The 18,153-nt window shown below is 23.9% G+C and carries 20 protein-coding genes and 1 tRNA gene; 6 read left to right on the forward strand and 15 right to left on the reverse strand.

The features are described 5' to 3' along the window. The first annotated feature begins 86 nt into the window (after positions 1–86). Entirely contained in the window at positions 87–707 is a 621-nt protein-coding gene (locus tag CLTHE_RS09085) for an HD domain-containing protein (protein WP_080023044.1), read from the forward strand. Positions 708–843: 136 nt separating this feature from the next. Here the strand turns inward: CLTHE_RS09085 and CLTHE_RS09090 are convergent, their stop codons facing one another. Continuing rightward, positions 844–1,317 (reverse strand): hypothetical protein, encoded by a 474-nt coding sequence (locus tag CLTHE_RS09090; protein WP_080023045.1) that lies wholly within the window; start codon positions 1,315–1,317, stop codon positions 844–846. A gap of 134 nt (positions 1,318–1,451) precedes the next feature. Next, positions 1,452–2,585: a flagellin lysine-N-methylase gene (gene fliB, locus CLTHE_RS09095; RefSeq protein WP_080023046.1), complete on the reverse strand. Its 1,134-nt coding sequence runs from the start codon at positions 2,583–2,585 to the stop codon at positions 1,452–1,454. 316 nt (positions 2,586–2,901) lie between these two features. Between fliB and CLTHE_RS09100 the strand changes: the two genes are divergently transcribed. Then, complete coding sequence (locus tag CLTHE_RS09100; RefSeq protein ID WP_080023047.1) at positions 2,902–3,360, forward strand: zinc ribbon domain-containing protein; 459 nt, start codon at positions 2,902–2,904, stop codon at positions 3,358–3,360. A 127-nt stretch (positions 3,361–3,487) separates the two neighbouring features. Here CLTHE_RS09100 and CLTHE_RS09105 read toward each other — a convergent pair whose 3' ends face one another. The 5 genes from CLTHE_RS09105 to CLTHE_RS09125 form a co-directional block, all read right to left on the reverse strand. After that, positions 3,488–4,237, reverse strand: coding sequence for a GNAT family N-acetyltransferase (locus tag CLTHE_RS09105; protein ID WP_080023048.1), 750 nt, complete (start codon positions 4,235–4,237; stop codon positions 3,488–3,490). Between the two features lie 69 nt (positions 4,238–4,306). Further along, positions 4,307–5,896: a hypothetical protein gene (locus CLTHE_RS09110; RefSeq protein ID WP_080023049.1), complete on the reverse strand. Its 1,590-nt coding sequence runs from the start codon at positions 5,894–5,896 to the stop codon at positions 4,307–4,309. Beyond that, entirely contained in the window at positions 5,889–6,602 is a 714-nt protein-coding gene (locus tag CLTHE_RS09115; RefSeq protein ID WP_080023050.1) for an ABC transporter ATP-binding protein, read from the reverse strand. Before CLTHE_RS09115 ends, CLTHE_RS09110 begins: the two co-directional genes overlap by 8 nt. A 39-nt stretch (positions 6,603–6,641) precedes the next feature. Then, on the reverse strand, positions 6,642–7,727 hold the full coding sequence (locus CLTHE_RS09120; RefSeq protein ID WP_080023051.1) for a DUF1648 domain-containing protein: 1,086 nt from the start codon (positions 7,725–7,727) through the stop codon (positions 6,642–6,644). A gap of 1 nt (position 7,728) precedes the next feature. Next, entirely contained in the window at positions 7,729–8,103 is a 375-nt protein-coding gene (locus CLTHE_RS09125) for a GntR family transcriptional regulator (RefSeq protein WP_080023052.1), read from the reverse strand. A gap of 246 nt (positions 8,104–8,349) precedes the next feature. Between CLTHE_RS09125 and CLTHE_RS09130 the strand changes: the two genes are divergently transcribed. Beyond that, on the forward strand, positions 8,350–8,565 hold the full coding sequence (locus tag CLTHE_RS09130) for a hypothetical protein (protein WP_002599428.1): 216 nt from the start codon (positions 8,350–8,352) through the stop codon (positions 8,563–8,565). A 197-nt stretch (positions 8,566–8,762) separates the two neighbouring features. Here the strand turns inward: CLTHE_RS09130 and CLTHE_RS09135 are convergent, their stop codons facing one another. Further along, positions 8,763–9,437 (reverse strand): thermonuclease family protein, encoded by a 675-nt coding sequence (locus tag CLTHE_RS09135; RefSeq protein ID WP_080023053.1) that lies wholly within the window; start codon positions 9,435–9,437, stop codon positions 8,763–8,765. A 376-nt stretch (positions 9,438–9,813) separates the two neighbouring features. Between CLTHE_RS09135 and CLTHE_RS16730 the strand changes: the two genes are divergently transcribed. After that, the gene (locus CLTHE_RS16730; RefSeq protein WP_158082704.1) at positions 9,814–9,972 is read left to right on the forward strand and encodes a hypothetical protein; all 159 of its coding nucleotides are present in this window, start codon (positions 9,814–9,816) and stop codon (positions 9,970–9,972) included. Between the two features lie 182 nt (positions 9,973–10,154). Here the strand turns inward: CLTHE_RS16730 and CLTHE_RS09140 are convergent, their stop codons facing one another. After that, the gene (locus tag CLTHE_RS09140; RefSeq protein WP_080023054.1) at positions 10,155–10,679 is read right to left on the reverse strand and encodes a hypothetical protein; all 525 of its coding nucleotides are present in this window, start codon (positions 10,677–10,679) and stop codon (positions 10,155–10,157) included. A 409-nt stretch (positions 10,680–11,088) separates the two neighbouring features. On the opposite strand from CLTHE_RS09140, the gene CLTHE_RS09145 reads away from it, so the two are divergent. Next, positions 11,089–11,162, forward strand: a tRNA-Cys gene (locus CLTHE_RS09145). 373 nt (positions 11,163–11,535) lie between these two features. Further along, complete coding sequence (locus tag CLTHE_RS09150) at positions 11,536–12,684, forward strand: AI-2E family transporter (protein ID WP_158082705.1); 1,149 nt, start codon at positions 11,536–11,538, stop codon at positions 12,682–12,684. 40 nt (positions 12,685–12,724) lie between these two features. Here the strand turns inward: CLTHE_RS09150 and CLTHE_RS09155 are convergent, their stop codons facing one another. The 6 genes from CLTHE_RS09155 to CLTHE_RS09180 all read right to left on the reverse strand — a co-directional run bounded on the left by CLTHE_RS09155 (position 12,725) and on the right by CLTHE_RS09180 (position 18,045). Continuing rightward, positions 12,725–13,108 carry a type I restriction enzyme HsdR N-terminal domain-containing protein gene (locus CLTHE_RS09155; protein ID WP_002599433.1) on the reverse strand — a complete coding sequence of 128 codons (384 nt, stop codon included), beginning with the start codon at positions 13,106–13,108 and terminating at the stop codon, positions 12,725–12,727. Further along, a complete protein-coding gene (locus CLTHE_RS09160; protein ID WP_080023056.1) occupies positions 13,101–13,577 on the reverse strand; it encodes a DUF1097 domain-containing protein in 477 nt (158 codons plus the stop codon). The genes CLTHE_RS09155 and CLTHE_RS09160 overlap by 8 nt, the downstream gene beginning before the upstream one ends. A gap of 247 nt (positions 13,578–13,824) precedes the next feature. Then, a complete protein-coding gene (locus tag CLTHE_RS09165; RefSeq protein WP_080023057.1) occupies positions 13,825–14,997 on the reverse strand; it encodes a class I SAM-dependent methyltransferase in 1,173 nt (390 codons plus the stop codon). Between the two features lie 130 nt (positions 14,998–15,127). After that, complete coding sequence (locus tag CLTHE_RS09170) at positions 15,128–15,934, reverse strand: hypothetical protein (RefSeq protein ID WP_080023058.1); 807 nt, start codon at positions 15,932–15,934, stop codon at positions 15,128–15,130. 234 nt (positions 15,935–16,168) lie between these two features. After that, the gene (locus tag CLTHE_RS09175; RefSeq protein ID WP_080023059.1) at positions 16,169–16,777 is read right to left on the reverse strand and encodes a DedA family protein; all 609 of its coding nucleotides are present in this window, start codon (positions 16,775–16,777) and stop codon (positions 16,169–16,171) included. 29 nt (positions 16,778–16,806) lie between these two features. Next, the gene (locus tag CLTHE_RS09180; RefSeq protein WP_080023060.1) at positions 16,807–18,045 is read right to left on the reverse strand and encodes a hypothetical protein; all 1,239 of its coding nucleotides are present in this window, start codon (positions 18,043–18,045) and stop codon (positions 16,807–16,809) included. Positions 18,046–18,153 lie beyond the last annotated feature (108 nt).

Raw genomic sequence — 18,153 nt, forward strand, 5'->3', positions numbered from 1 at the left:
CTATTATATATAAATATTTAATATTATCTTCTGTTATATAATAATTATATAAAAAAATTACCATATTTAATAAAGAGGTGAATTATATGTACAATAAAATGTTTAATTTCGTAAAAACCTATCTTATAGATAATAATGCTGAAAAATTTAATTTCGGTTCTAACTTTAGAAATCGCTCTGAGCATATTAGTCGTGTTTTTATGTGGTCTAAAAGATTACTTGATGATAGGTATACAATTAATGTAGAAGCTCTTTTGACAGCAGCTATATTCCATGACATTGGATATGCTGTTAACTCTAATAATTTAAGCCATGCTGAAAATAGTGCTATTTTGTGCGAAAAATATTTAAAAGAAGAGGGATTTGATTTTGAATTTATAAATTTAGTTACATATTTAATTAAAAATCACTCTAATAAAGAATTATTAACTAATGAAGAGGTTCCAATTGAATTAATATTATTAATTGAAGCAAATTTATTAGATGAAACTGGAGCATTATCTATAATCTCCGATTCTATGTTTGAAGGAAGCTTAGATGAGCAATCTTACTATAAAACATATCATCAGATAATTACATATTCATATAACAATTTAAAGACAAATCCAATGGTTACACAAAAGGCAAAAATGTTTTGGAAAGAAAAACAAAAGCTTACTAAATTATTTATAGAACAGTTAGCTTTTGATATAGGCTTATTAGATTAATAAAAAACTGCTGAAATTATATTTCAGCAGTTTAATTTATAAACTTATATAATCTTTTTTCTTAAACTTAAAACAGTATATATCTAATAAGTGTAAAAACATAAATTTATACTATTATTTAGAAAAATTTTTAGCACTACATATATTCAATAAATGCTAAAACTTCATTTGTTTTAATATTCCATACTAATATTAAAGTATCATTTGTATCTGTTTTAGCATAAAATTTATATTCCTTTGAATTATCAATTATACTGTTTATTAGTTCAGTAAATTTCTCCTCATCTTTGGTTGAATACCATTTCTTTAACCTATTAAGCTTTAAAAATATATCTAACTCATAATCTCCCCATGATAAGCTATTTTTTAATGCTTCAACTTGATTTTCTCCATAAGTAAATTTTATTATTTTATCTCCATCTCCTAAAAACCCTCCAGAATTATTTAATAACTCTTCTTCACTTATTGGATGTTCAGGTAAATTAGTTTTCCAATTTAATTGCATAACTTTAAATTCAGTATTATGTTTGTAGTAATAATTAAGCCCAAATAAAAAAAGTGGTAATAATATAACGGATATTATCCCTAAAATAATATAAACCTTCTTCATGAATCTCCCCCTAATAGAATATTACCATATTTTATATAATAATGTTGTTATTACCTCTTTCGCTTTATTATCTATATTATTGAATATAAAAAGAGTATAGTTATGATTAAAACAAATCTACTATACTCTTAAAATTAAATAATTTGATATTCTTCTTTTATATAGTTTAATACTTTTATTAAATATGTTTTATGATGTCCTATAGCTTTTGAAAATACCTGTATAAACTTAATTACTTCTTTATTAGAGGAATTTTCATAGTTAAATGCTAAATAATATTTAATAAGTTCATATCTAACTAAAAGCATTATATATCCATCATATATAGATTCTATTTCTGAGTATGGAAATAAGCTATTATACATAAAATTAACTAAATAATTTTCAAAAATAAAATTATATTTTTCTATATTATCTCTTAATGAAATCTTCTCTTTTAAATAACTTAAGCTTTCTAAATTATTTAAAAGAGATATAGTGTCTTTTTTAAACTCTTCGCTAGTTATATTATCTAAATCAATAAGCTTTATAATATTTTTTATTAAATCAGTTGTAATGTTTAGACTTTCTCCAACATTTTTGTTTATATCATATTCTTTTATAAATTTAGAAGCATTATCATAATTAAAATCTATTTCATTTTCTACACTCTTTATAAAATCTCCTAAAATATTTATTCTATCTTCTATTTTAAGATCTCTATTTTGCATTATTTGAATACTTTTATTTCTAACTTCATAAAAGAATTCTACTGGAAGCCAATTTAATTCTTCTAAACTAGTGTTTAATCTATTTAAAATTATATGCTTTCCTAAATTCCCTTCAACTTCTTCAAATTCAATTTTCTCTCCACTCGCTAAAACTATTCTAGCAGCTTCAGGACAAGCAACATCAAGAGAAACTTCATAAACATTATCTACTTTATTAACTACTCTTGGAAATAAAGTACATACATTTGAAAGATATTCCTCTCCAAGCTTTGAATGAATAACACAATAATTATCTTCATCTAAAAAAGGACATCTCTTATTCTCTTTTATGCTCACCTTTCCAAAATCTATTTCAAAATCTTCACACTCTTTATTTAATATAATATTTCCTTTTAAAAATTCTTTTATATAACTTTCTTTTATATTCTCATATTGATTAAATGTGCTTTTATCAATATCAACATCCCAACCAATACAGCAACTATCTTCACATTTACCACCTATACATTTAAAACTTTTAAAATATTTTGGTTGTCTTTTTTTAACTAATTTATTCATATATATTTTCCTTACATAATTAAATTTTCTTTAGATTAAATAATTATATCATGTTCTATAATTTTATTATCCTAATATATCTTATAAATTTCAGAATTTTGTAATGCAATTTAAAAATTTAAACATTATTTATCAATTACATTATTTATATTTAATAATCTTATGGTTTTAAGTATAAGTGTTTTATAATTTATTTAATTATATTTCTTTTACAAGTTTAATCTGTATATTATACTAAAATCTAAATAAAATCTTTTATTATTTATATTAATAATTATATAAGGCAATAGAAATTTCTATTGAAATAGGTGATTATATGTATTGTGGTTATTGTGGTAAACAATTAGAATCAGAGCATGATTTAATTTGTCGTGATTGTGGTTCTAGAGTTGGTAATGATATTAATTATTGTACAAACTGTGGGGGACTTAGAAAAAATAAAAAGAAAAAAACTTGTGTGTTTTGTGGACATATTTTTTATACTGTTCAATCTAATAATAACAATTATAGAAAATTTTCCTCTACAAATAATAAAATAAACAGTAAAGGTGGCTTAATATTTTCTTCTATTTTTATGCTTATTTGGCTAGGTACTTCTATAAGAGATCTTTATGGAGATTTAACAGCTACTACTGGTTATTTTTCATCTAAAACTAGCCAATATATAAGTGTAGCAGATAGACATGCTAATGTACCTGTAGATTTATTTTTTGTTGGAATTGGAATATTCTTTTTAATATCATTAATAAGAGGATTTTTAAATTCACGTAAGTAGTTTTTTAATATATTACTAATATAAATTTAATGATAAAAAATTCTAGAAAACTTTAATTATATTAATTGATATTTATTTATGTTTATAAAAAGATCTGTATAAATTTTTATACAGATCTTTTTATAATTTATAGTTTTCTAATCTTAATTTCTGCAAATACAGGATAAAATCCCGAACTTAAAGCAACTCTTTGAGATATTATATGTGATTCAACTGTACCGTAAAAAGGAACCTTTCCTCTATTTAATATTTCTTCTTTTAAAAGTTTTACTATATTTTGACCAATCCCTTGTCCACTTGCTTCTTCCATTACATTAATACCAATTTGCCACATATTCTCTCCATCTCTACTTGCTCCAGCCATAGCTAATATATTTCCTTTTTCATCTAACGCACTTATTCCTAGAACATCTTTAAAACTTTCTTCAAAGGAAAAAGCTTCACAAAATCTATCATCACCTTTAAATTGTAATATTTCATCTTCTTCATACCATTTTACATTTTTAATTGGTTTAGTTTTTTCGTGAACTTCATATGGAAGATAATAATGATGTGTATTATCTATTTCATATCCAAATTCATTTAGTTTTTTATCTATTTTTCTTAGAGTTGAATATAAAAATAACCATTCACCTGAAATATTAGATAAATTTTCTACACACCAGTCCTTTATACATTTATTAGCACTTATAATTGCTTTTCCTTCAAAAATCAATATTTTTAATATTTCTTTATCGTTTTTATATATACGTCTCCCTTTAATCTCTTTTATATCAGTTATTAAAGTATTTTTATTTTCAAAGTCTTCTATCTTAAAATTATAATCTTTACAAAGCTGTTTTTTTACTTCATTTAAAATTTCTTTTTTTATAAGCATTTTAGTTCCCCTTTCATAAAATCAAATTATATAAAAAGCAGAATCACTGAAAAGATTCTGCTTTTTAATTTATATTTGGTTAAATCTTTCTACTCCCCATTTTTTTAATAAGTAAAAGAAAATTATATCAGCTATTACGAAAAACATTGTTATTATCATTAAATAAATATTTAAACTTATATTAATTTGAGTAAATAAAAATCCTGCTCCAAAAACTAAAGCTAAACCACCAAATGTCATTATCATTGATGAAGCACTTCTTTTTACAACTGCTACTTCAGAAGTCCATGTTAATGTATAGAATTTTAAATTTACTAAAAGTCCCCCCATAGATACAAAAAGACATATAATAATTAATAATCCTATAGCACAAACTCCTTCTATAAAAGTTAATCCAAGACCTATAGAACTTAATATTCCACCTATAATTGCTGATGGCACAGAAATTAATAAATTAACCATTATTTTTGATTTAAAAATAGTTTCAGTATCTATTGGTAAAGCTCTCAATTGCCAAAATTTATTTCCTTCAAGAGATATTGTATTACTAGTTGTACATGTAAGAAGTAAACAAAATGCTCCTACTAAAATAATTACTCCTAATTTTAAATCTGAGTACATATTACTTTCAAAAATCACTTCTATACTCTTTTCTCCCATAAATATAGTAGCACAGCTATAAATAACAAATAATACTGCTCCAAGACATGTATTTAATATTACCATTGGAATTCCTAAATATCTTTTTATTTCATTTTGGATAAGAGTTTTTTCTACTGAGTTTTCTTTTAAACTTTTCATTTTAAAGTTATTTTTTCTACTTGTTTCTAAAAGCTTTGAATTTATACTTAAATAAACTGTATTAACTACCCATACAAAAGCTATAAATATTGCTAATGATATTCCTATAAAAATCACCATATCTAAAAAACTACCATTAACTAAAGCATTTATATAAAACTTTGATGGTGGATATATTGAATAAAATATATCACTTATAGATTTACTATTTTTTAATATTCCATTTAAAAAATCTTCTCCAAATACTGTTGGAAAAATCATAACTCCAATTATAAAAATTAAAAATATTATTATTGTAATTATATTTTTATATTTAAATTTAGAGGCTACATACATTAATACTGTACCAATAAGAGTTGCAATAGCTGTAGGTATTATTGGTACAAATAAAGACATTATTATTCCATAAATAAGGAATGTCCCATTAACATAAGGTGCATTTTGCATATAAACTATATATGATGGTATTATAAAAATTAATGTTAATATATAAGTTGGAATTAGTATATTTATTATCTTAACCATAACTATTTCTATTTTATTAATTGGCATTGTTCCTAAAATATTATAATCACGTCCACCAAATATAGCTCCTGCAAGCTTTAATATACCTGCAATCCCTATAACTCCAAAACTCATTGAAAGGCTCATAGCTAGAGCATATTCACCAAATCCTGCCTTCGCAAGATCTTTTCCTAAAAAGTTATTAAATATAAAGGAAAATCCTATTATATATACACTTAGAAATAATCCTAATGCTAATTTATAAAAATTCTTCTTTTTATCACCTTTTATTAACCTATTTAAGCTATATGTGTTTATAAAATCATATTTTAAAAAATTAAAAAATCTACTCATCTTCTTCAAGCTCCATAAATAATTCTTCTAAAGAACTATCACCTATAATATCTTTTACATCTCCATTTGCAACTATTTGTCCATTTTTTATTATTGCAACTTTATCACATAGTTTTTCTGCTACTTCTAATACGTGAGTTGAAAAGAATATAGAAGCTCCTTCATTACACATTTCTCTCATAATTTCCTTTACTTTATGAGATGCAACAGGATCTAACCCAACAAAAGGCTCATCTAATATTAAAATCTTAGGCTTGTGTATTAATGCTGAAATAATAACAAGTTTTTGTTTCATCCCATGAGAATAAGATGATATTAAATCTCCAAGAGCACTAGTTAATTGAAATAAATCTGCATACTCTTTTATCCTCTCTTCTCTATCTTTTTTACTAATCTTATATACATCTGATATAAAATTAAGGTATTGAATTCCTGTTAAATTTTCATATATATCTGGATTATCAGGTACATACGCCATTAACTTTTTACATTCTTTTGGATTTTTAATAATTGATAATCCATTTATCAATATATCTCCTTCTTCAACTTTTAAAATCCCAACTATTGATTTTATAGTTGTAGTTTTTCCAGCTCCATTGTGACCTATAAATCCAAATATTTCTCCATCTTGGATTGTTAAGTTAACATTATCTACTGCTTTTTTTCCTTTTAAATAACTTTTTGAAAAATTTTTAATCTCTAACATCTCTCTATCCTCTTAGCTATCTTTATAGCCTTTCCCCTTTTATTTTAATAATGCTCCTATAATTGGAGCTATAATTGATCCCATTAAAAGAATTATTACCCCTATATAAATTGCCATACCTACTTTAGTTCCAGCATTTATAGTAACGCCAATTCCTGAACGTTTTTCAACAAATATATTAGGATTTTGTTTGTTATAATAAACAAAGCCCCATTTCCAGTAATCATCATCATTCTTATAAGTTACTTCATTATTTTTTACTTTATAATTATTTTTAGCTTTTACTAAAACTACTGTTAATCCTATTACTCCTACTAAAGTCAGTATTGGTATATAAATAACAAATTTCATATAACTTTCTGGCAAAATTGTAAGAGTTACAAAGTTTCCTATTGTTAAAGTAATTAATACTGGAATCATTGTTATAAACATCATAAGGCTAACTAATTTTTTTGACTTTAAATTTGCTTTATGAGATTCTTCTGAGTTTTTAGGATCTATTTTAAAACTTGTTTTTTGAATAAGAATATCAGTTCCTATATATATTAAAAGCATAAATAGTATTGTAATTATTAATGGAAGTATTGCTATTAAACTCTTATTTGTCCATCCATCTGCAACTCCAGAAGCATTAAAGTGAATTGCAATTCTTTCAGGTAAATCTTTATATTTCATTACTGCCGCAATTATATTTATAGCCATAAATATAATTGCTATAAAAATATAGTATATTATCATATAAGAAGAAATTTTAGAAGATTGCATATTTACAACTGCAACTTGTTTCTTTACTGTTTTAATTTCTTTTTTAGCTTCTTTTACCTTTTTGTTAAAATGAGCCAATATAAAGAAATTTAATCCTATATAAATAAATAATCCAATAACTTGAAAAATTTCATTATATAAAAATACCCCTATAAGGATAAATATACAACCAATAAGACAAGCCAATGTATTATAAACTTTATATTTTTTTATAATTCCACTAAAAGGTTCTTTCTCTTTATCCTCTTCTTCAACAATTGAACCTAATAGAATTCCTTTCTTTCCTTTAATCGGAAAATAATTATTTAATACTCCTGATAAAATTAATGCTACTAAGATAATAAAATTAACTAATTCCATATTAATCCTCCTTAGAAAACTTTTTAAAATTTTCTTTTACGCTTTTTAAAACCTCTTCTTCGCTTATTCCCATCAAAAAGCTTTCTGATAAAATCAATTCAAATTTTTCTTTAAATTCATCTCTATAAGATTCCTTTTTATCTATCTTTACTATTACTCCCTTTCTTCTATCTATTTGTACATATCCTTCAGACTTTAAAATATTATAAGCTTTATTTATTGTATGAAGATTAACCTCTATCATAGATGACATTTGTCTTACAGAAGGAAGTCCATCACCGTCTTTTAATTTTCCTGTTGCTATTGCTTTTACTATTTCATTTCTTATCTGCATATAAATAGGCGTTTCACTATCAAATTGTATTTCTATAAGCAAATAACCACCTCCTTGTTATATATAATATATAACAAGCAACACAATTCTTCAACCATTTTTTAGAAAAATATAAAAATAAGAAAATTAATATTAGTAAACTTTTTCTTTTTATATTTAATTAATTTATTAATATATAAATTTTTAAATTAAAATTTAAAATTCATTGTAATTCTTTTCATAAATAATGGTATAATGTTAGTGAAATAAATTTTATTTATTTTTACAAATGAAAGTGAGGCGATTTTTATGGGTAATGATTTAAAAACTAACTCAAGATTAGTTTTTGGATTTATTGAAAGCCATTTTTTAAAAACAAAAGAAAAATTATCAGTAGGAGATATAGTTATACCTGGTATTAACATAGATGATGTACAAACTATTATCTATTCACTAGCAAATAGAGGTAAAATTGAAATAGATAAAAGCTCTATTCAACCTTATATTACGAAGATACTAAACTAATTTATATTTTAAATAATTGAGTGAACATTAAATTTTTTATTTCACATAATAAAAAGAACCTATATATTATAATTTTTTAATATAATATATAAGTTCTTTTTAATTTTATAAAATTTCTAATTTAATTATTTCATGTTATGTTTTAAATATTTTATTTATAATAATAGATTAAAATTTTAAATTTATATTTTATAAATTTAGTTTGCTACTGCATTTAAATCATATCCTTTATCAGTAACATATCCATTTATACTCCAAATATTTAATTTTTGTTCTTTTGCACTATCTTGAGCATTATACATATCCTTTAGAAGAGGATTTTTCTTTTCATAAACATAAGCTACTCTTGCAAGTCCATTTGCTACTAATTCTTCATTAAGATTGTACCACTTATCTCCTGACTTATAATATACATACGCTAAATATCTTCCATATTTATCTGTAGTATTTTTACCTGGAACAAGCTTTATACTCTCTCCTTCTGAAAGCTTTGATTTTACAAAATCTTTAGCTTGAACTCCGTATGGTTCTATTGGTGTTCCTGTCTTTACAGTTTCAGGAGTATCCATCATAAGAAATCTAACTTTTTCTTCTTTATTTCCAATTTTAACTACTATAGTATCCCCATCTACATCTCTTACATATGTAGCATCAATTCCTTTTACATCAAAAACACCTTTTACCTTGTACTCTTTATTATATTCAAATTTTGCATCCTTATCTGCTTTATTAATTTTTTCTACTTGTGCTTTTGTAAAGCCTTCATTAAAGTATATATGTCCTTTTTTGCTACTAGAATCCTGTCCAAAGAATAAAACCCCCAGTATTACAAATACGACACATAATATAATGACCCCTATTATCTTTTTCATTTTCTTCTCCTTAGTATATTTTATTACGTGTAAATAGATTATTCGACTATTATTATACGTATTTTATAATTTTCAATCAATTACTTTTCTCTTAACTCTATTAATCGATAGTCTTCTTTTTACAATTATCTTTTCTATTCATCAAATTACTGTTTAATCTTTTGTAGAAAATACAAATAGCCCATTTATTTTTCTCTTTTTTTATAAAACTTAGTCGCAAAGTGTTGTACGATACTATATTCCTTTCTTTGGTAATAATTGGTAGAATAATGTTGTAGATAGGAAATATTTAAAGTAATAAACTTAATTTCAAATTATTCAGAAGAAATTTAGTGCATAAAAATGATATTTATAAAGAATTAAGGAGGATAAATGTATGACTATACCAGTATTAAGGAGATATCTTGATTTATGTAAAATGTTTAATATTGAACCAACTTTAAAAGGGGCAAATAAATTTAAAGAAAACGCTTTAATTATAGACAATCTATTAAATAGTGGTTTTAGAAGTTTAGTGATTGATATAGTTAAATAAACTATCATTTAAATGAAAATAATATACATATGAAATAGATGAAAGAAATTTAATTTTTATATTTTCAAGATTAAAATAACGTATTTAATTTTATATAAAATAACAAAATGACCTTTTCAAAATTGAAAAAGCCATTTTGTCTAAATGCTTAGGTGTCTTTATTTGGACGCCTTTTTATTTTTCTATCCAGTTCCAATATTAGTTATTACATATTTATTATTAATTTGTGTAATATCAACTAATGCAAACTTATCAACAATCCAATTATTATCTTTAATTTCTCCATTCCCTGCAACCCACATATTGCTTTCATTAGTATATTGAATATCATATGAAACACTTACTGTAAACTTATAAAGATCCTGACTTTCAATTTCTATATCATTTATCCTATAATCAGTAAGACAAATTACAGGCTTTCTCTTTAGATTTTGAGATTTAACAATAGACCAATCAGTTCTATTTTCATTTATATAATCATCAAATAACTCTCTTGCAATTTTTATTTTTTCATCTTTACTTAAAGGATTATAAAATTTTAAATTACTTCCAAGGTTGTTTTCAAGATTTATATTATCTTCATATGAACTTGTTTCTTTAGATTCTTCATTTTCTTTATTATTAAATGTTACAGCTAAATATATTCCATAAGTAATTACTCCAACTGCACATATTCCTGAAATTAAATATCCAAGCTTTCCATTCATTAATTTTCCTCCCAAAATTCTATATACTATACCAAAACAATTTCCACATTATACTAATAATAACAAAAGCCAATAATACTAGCAATATTATTGGCTTATTTCTGCATTATTCATTATATACTCATAATATTTCGATATACACCTTAATTCTAAGTTATATAGATTATATTTTATAATTAAAACTTCTCATTATTATCTAAATTTAAATTTTTATAAATTAATTGTTCTATTATACTATTGATAGTAAGAGCCTTTTATATATTTAATTTTAACATTAAGTCTACTTGATGTTCTTTATTGTTAATTCATCTATATTCTTCTTTTATTTTGGTATTTTATATCGTAATTTTTTTATTAAAAATATTTGCATTCATAAAAAAAGTATTATATAATTTTACTTGTAAAGCACGGCGCTATAGCCAAGTGGTAAGGCAGTGGTCTGCAAAACCTTGATCCCCAGTTCGAATCTGGGTGGCGCCTCCATTTTAAAAGATTACTCATTTTGAGTAATCTTTTTTTATTTTATTTTTTTAATATCAATAAATAACTTCATAATAAAATACATCTAAATTATTGCGAATAATATTTAAACTTTTCGCACAAATCAAAGCTAAATATAACTTTTTCTTCCTTGATTATAATAATAAATTTATTATATATATTTTAATATTTTTAATTTTTAAAACTATAAATATAACTTTTCTGTGATATAATCTTTTTTAACAATTAATTCATTTGTTATTTTTTTATTGTTAATTTTTTTAATATACTCTAAATATACAAATATGATTATATTTAGTATAAGCAATGTTTTAATTTGGAAAAATACCAATAAATTTTAAATGGGAGGAAAAAATTGAATATAAGAAATTTAAGAAAAAGTTATGCCCTTCAAATAGGTGTAATTCTTATCCTTCTTGTATATTTTCTATTTAAATTAGATGATGTACATAGATATTTATCTTCTTTTAGTGATATGATGACACCTATATTTATAGCATTCGCCTTAGCATTCATATTAAATTTAGTAGTTAGATTTCTTGAAAATAAAATTGTATATAAATTTATTTTGAAGAAAAAAACTCCTAAAAATCGTGGAATAGTTAGAGGTATATGCATAATTTTATCTATTCTAATAGTTTTTGGAATAATAACTACTGTAGCTTTTGTTATAATCCCAAAAGTTATAGAAAGCTTAATTCAAATTGCTGGAGCTGCTCCAAGATATATAATGCAATTTGAACAAACTATAGAAAAATGGTTCCATATATCAAGTACATCAGAGATTACTCATTCTCTTTATAATGAAGCCTTTGGTGCTTGGAAGAATATACTTTCTATAGGGACTAATATTATAACTACAAGTCTTTCATCTATAGTTTCTTTTACTATATCTTTTACAAGCGGTGTAGTTGACTTTATTATGTCTCTTATTCTTGCAATTTATATGTTATTCAGTAAAGAAATGCTTATAAAACAAGTCAAAAAAGTTATTTATGCTCTTTTAAGAAAAAATGAAGCTGATAAATTTGTTAATGTATTAAAAATTTTAAATAATTCTTTTGCATCATTTATAACTGGACAATGTACTGAAGCATTTATAGTTGCAATTTTATCATTTATATTAATGACTATTTTAAGAATACCTTATGCAATGCTTATAGCAGCATTATTAGGTGTTACTGGAGTTATTCCTATACTTGGAGCTTTCATAGGTATAATACCTTCTGTATTTTTACTTCTTATGATAAGCCCTATTAAAGCAATAACATTCGTAATAGCAATTGTAGCACTTCAACAAGTTGAAAGTAATATAATTTACCCAAGAGTAGTTGGTTCTTCTGTTGGACTTTCTTCACTTTGGATAATGATTGCTATTATAGTTGGTAGCTATGTATACGGAATTCTTGGAATACTTATAGGAATTCCTCTTATAAGTGCGTTTTATAAAATATTTAGAGACTATGTAAATAAAAGATTGCATGATAAAGATATTTCCATATAAGAAAAGCTATGAAAACAATGTTTTCATAGCTTTTTTATTTTTATTCTTCTGACATTATCTCTATTATATCTTCTTTAGTTAAAAGATTATTTAAAAGATAATAAGCATTTTCTTTTCCATCATACTCATACATTTGAGTTTCTTTTGAATTTGTTATAATACAATACTCTGCCATTGTCATATCACTTAAATCCATAAGTTTATCTAAAGCTTCTTCTGTTATTTCTTCATCTTCTGATAAACATGAAACTATAATAAGCGGGCATATTTCTTCATCTGTATGATATTCTACTATAATATCAGCTACATCATCAGTCTTTAACCCATATGTTTTAAGTGGCATATCTTTAACTACTGTTTCATCAAAGTGAAGTTCATTTTTTATGAATTCTAATGTTTTTTCTTTTACTAATTCTTTACTCATCCTTTTCACCAGCTCTTTCTTTTTTTCCTACTAATTTGTGAAAATATATTCCTATCATTTCTGATGCATACCCTAATATATTACCACAAAGTAATGCTGGAACAACAGCTTGCCAATGACCATTTAATCCAAAAGTTGAGAAGCATCCACAAAAAGCGCCAGATATAAATTCTAACTTCTTTAATTTTGCTTGAATACACATTACAAATGAGAAAAATGCTGTAAGCATATATGACCACCATGCATGGTGAAATAAAGTTGAACCTTTTATAATGCACATAGCCCAAAGTATTCCTGTTGCATTAGAAAATAATGATTTTATAAGTCCTTGAAATTTTCCTCCAGATGAGAAATAACTAGTCCAACCTACAAATCCAGTCCATGAAACCATACCAAATGTAGCGGCTATCCAAGCCCAAACTCCTGATAAAACTCCTACGCTTATTGAAATAGCAGTAAGTAACTCCATAAAAAAAACTCCTCCTTAGTACCTCAAATTATATATTTAATTTTTTTCTTTTAAAAAAGATTATATCACAGTTAAATTTAATTTATATATAAACATTTTTTTAATTCTTTTTTATCAAAAATTCTATGGTTTAATTAATAAATTTCTACTTAATTTTTATTATTATATTTATTTTTCTAATTTATTTATATAAAAATAAAAGAAGCTTAACCTCAAAAAGAATTTATTTCTTTTTGAGGTAGCTTCTTTAATCTATTATTTTATCATCTTGTAATAATTTTAAAAGTGTAGGTTTAAAGTTAAATTCATTTACTAAATTATTAACTTCTTCAATAGCTTTTTCTTTTTTAGCTTTTGAAACTCCACCTTTTGATGCTCTTATAAGTATATTTTTAGGTGAATGAGCTATATCTATAAATTCTAAAAGCTGAGTCTTATAACCTGCTGCTTCTAAAAGATTTCCACGAACAGCATCAGTCATAAGTGCTGCCATTCTCTCTTTTATTATTCCATATTTAGAAATTATAGAAAAAGTATCAGTATCCATTTGACTATTAAATTCATGTTGACAGCAAGGAACTGAGAATATCATTTTAGCATTCCATTTAACAGCATTATAAAGAGCGTAATCTGTAGCCGTATCACAAGCATGAAGTGTAATTACCATATCTACTTTATTTTCATATTTAAAGCCATTTATATCACCAAGCTCAAAATGAAGGTTATCATATCCATACCCTTCTGCAATCTTATTACACTTCTCTATAACATCTTTCTTTAAATCTAATCCTATCATTTTTACTTTTATATTCTTTATTTTTACAAAGTAATAGTAAAGAACGAATGTTAAATAAGACTTACCACAACCAAAGTCTAAAATAGTAAGCTCTTTAAAATCATTTTTCTTTATTTCATCATCAACAATTTCAACAAATCTATTAATTTGCTTATATTTATCATATTTAGAGTTAATAACCTTTCCTTCTTTAGAGAAAACTCCAAGGTCTATAAGTGGTTCTATAATCATTCCTTCTTTAAGAATATAATTCTTTTCTTTATTATGTGAACTCGCTTTAGAAGCTATTTTAGAATTATCTCCACCTTTTTTACCTAAAAATATTTTTCCTTTTTTAGATATTTTTAAATCATATGTAGAATTCTTTGACCATGCATTTAGATTTTTATAATTATTAAACACTAAATGAATAAGTCTTTCTTTTAATTCTTCTTTACTTAAATTTTCATGAAATACTTGTTTATCAGTAAATTTTTCAACTTGATAAAAAGACTTATTTTTAGTTTCTTTTAAACTTATATTTATCTTATTATACTCAAAATCTTTTTTCATTTTATTGCTTATAACTATCTTAACAATGTCATCAGCTAATATTTCTTCAATTGCTTTTTTTAAATCTTCCATTATATCCACCTAACTATAGTTTTATAAAAATTTCTTTAATAAAAACTCATGTATATATTTTCTGTTATTTATTATACCATCTTTTTAATTCTTTAAAACAAAAAAAATGTAGTCATTTGACTACATTTTTTTAGGCAGACTTATATTCTGTCCATTTTGTGTCCTGTAAAGATACTCTTCTTATAAAAATATCTCCTTTTCCATCTTTAACTATAGTTATAGATGGTTTTGAATAATTTCCATAAAGTATTGTAGAATAATTATTTTGATCATCACAATAATCTGGTGAATACTCATATTCTTTTCCATCTTTTTTGTAGATTACATCATCATTTTTTACTATAAGTTCATTTCCATTTAAAGATTTCCATGTTCCTTTTATGCTATTTAAAACATTTATATATCTTTTTTCTATACAATTAAATTCAATTATTTTTTCTACAGTTTGCTCATTATCTTTATAGGTTATTGAAAGAAGATTATTATTAACCCATCCGACTTTCATTTTAGTATTAAAAGCAACTTCTCCTTCATTATACATAATATCTTTAAGCTCAGAAAATATAAGATATTTTCTTTTATATACATAAATTTCTGAACCAACACCTTCATTTACAATTTGTATTATTACATCATCAGTGCTTTGTTTAGAATTAATTAATATCCTTTCAGTATTTATCGAAGTATTTATTAAGCTAACTGTATTTGCTGCAAGTAAAATTGCAACAAAAATATAAACTATAGTTCTTATCATCTTAACATCAAATGAAAAAATTAATGGACTTAATATTACTCCATAATCTACAAAACTATATAAAATAGGATTGATAAGTATAAGTCCTTTACTATTGGATAAAAAATACAATAACAATCTGCATAAAAAGAACACAGTAAATAATATAAGACTTAATAGATTTCTTTTTCTTATACTAGTCATATATTTTACTCTCTTTCTCAATTTTTGTTTATAATAATTCCAATTATTAATAATTAAAATATAACACTTTTACAAATTTATATTCTTGCTTTTATATTAAGTTAAAATTAATCTTTAGTTTATTAACTCTTTAGTAATAGATTTAATAAAACTATATTTATTTTTGCATGTCTTTTACACAAATTTATCAAAAAAGCAAGCCTTAAAAGTATTTTAAAGCTTGCTTCTTTTATTTTATTTAAATAATTCTATTAATTTTTTTCTGTTCTTTAATACTAAAACTATTATTACTAATATTGCAAATCCACCTACAACTAATGTATAACGGTGTAAAATTGTATTTATTAAAGCTGTATTATTTCCTAAAAAGAATCCTAATCCTATAAGTATAGAATTCCATATAACTATTCCAATTGTTGAATAAGCTATAAAAGGTACTGGTTTCATTTTTACAACACCAGCAATTAATGATATAAATGTTCTTGCAAGAGGAACTAATCTTGAAATAAAAGTTGCCCCTTTATCATATTTTTCTATCCATTTATAACTTGCCTCAATTGCTTTTCTCGTCCTTGGAAACTTATTTCCTACAAAAGTAAGTACTCTCATTCCAAATATATATCCAATTGCATAAGTAATAATTGAACCTAATAATCCTGCTATTAATGATATAATAAGTATCTTAAAAAAGCTGATTCCATGTAAAGCCCCTATTATACCTATAAAAGGTAATACAACTTCACTTGGTAATGGAACACTAGCATATTCTAATAAAACTAAAACAAATACGCTAATCATACCATAGTGTATAATAAATGTTCTTATCGTTTCTTGTAAATCCATATATCTCTATCCTTTACTTTCAATAGTTATTATTTATTTTGTGTGCTAGAATCTTTTGAATCAGAAGATTTAGCTACATTATTAACCCCGTTATTTGTTGTCTTTTGTTCATTTAAATCTGTTGTTCCATTATTTTTATTGTCTTGTGTATTTGGAACCTCAATCTTTGTATCATTTTGTTTATCACCTGTATTAAAATGTTCATTAGTAGACTGTATTTTATCTGATTGCTGCTTATCATTTTCATTTGTATTTGTATTTGTATTAAAATGTTGTTCTGTTTCAGTTTTAGGTACAAAAGTATTATTTTGTTGATTTTTATTTGAATTATGTTTTACTGGTACATTACTATTATTATTGCTACTTACTGAATTTGAACTTCCATTTGAACTTGAACTTGAATTAGAACCAGTATTTGAGCTTCCACTTATTGCTCCACTACTATTTGTATTGCTATTTGTGTTAGATTCATTACTATTTGTTGTATTATTATTTTGTGGTGTATTTACTTGAGTATTAGTTTGTGGAGTATTTACATTATTTAATTTTCCTTTTATTAAATTTATATTATTCTTTACTAAATTATAACCAACTACAGCTATTATTAATACTACTATTATTGTTATAACTAATTTTATTTTTTTCATTAACCTTTTTGGTTTTCGTTTTTTCTTTAAAGGCTTAACTCTATTTTTTCTTTTTGTATTATTAGCCTTTTTATCAACTTTTTCTGATTTGTCTTCAAAATCATCATCTAATTTTTCATCATATAGTTCATCATCGTCATCATCATCATCAAATATATGAAATATATCTATTCTTTTCATAAAAGACTTTCCTTTTTCATCTAAGTCTTTTTTTATTTTTTCTTTTTTAGCTTTTCTATCTTCCTTTGTTTTTGAATTTGATTTTTTCTTTTTAGAAAATTTTTCACTTCTTCTTGAGTATTTATCATTTTCTCTCTTATCATAATCCTCTTCAAAATCCTCTTCTTTTAGCTCATCATCTTCAGCTTCATGACTTAACTTTTCTTGAGCTTTTTCAAATTCTTCTTTTCCTAAAACATCTTCAAAAAAGTCTTTATCGAAGCCCATCATTACAGTTTCATCTTCATCAATTTTTTGTTCATTTGCAAAATTTTTCTCATATTCATCTTTATCCATGAACATGGTTTTATCATTTCTTAAATCGTCTTCTTTTTTCTTACATGAAGGACAAATAGTTTCTTTCGTATCTCCCATGTTTTTTCCGCATTTATTACAAAACATATTTCTCACTTAAGAGTATTTCAAATACTCTACTCCTCCTTAATAACTTTAGAAAAATATTAATTACAAAAATATAATACTCTCTTTTTTTAATTAAAGGTTAATAAA

Origin of the sequence: Clostridium thermobutyricum DSM 4928, assembly GCF_002050515.1 — a bacterium.
Taxonomy (GTDB): Bacteria; Bacillota; Clostridia; order Clostridiales; family Clostridiaceae; genus Clostridium; species Clostridium thermobutyricum.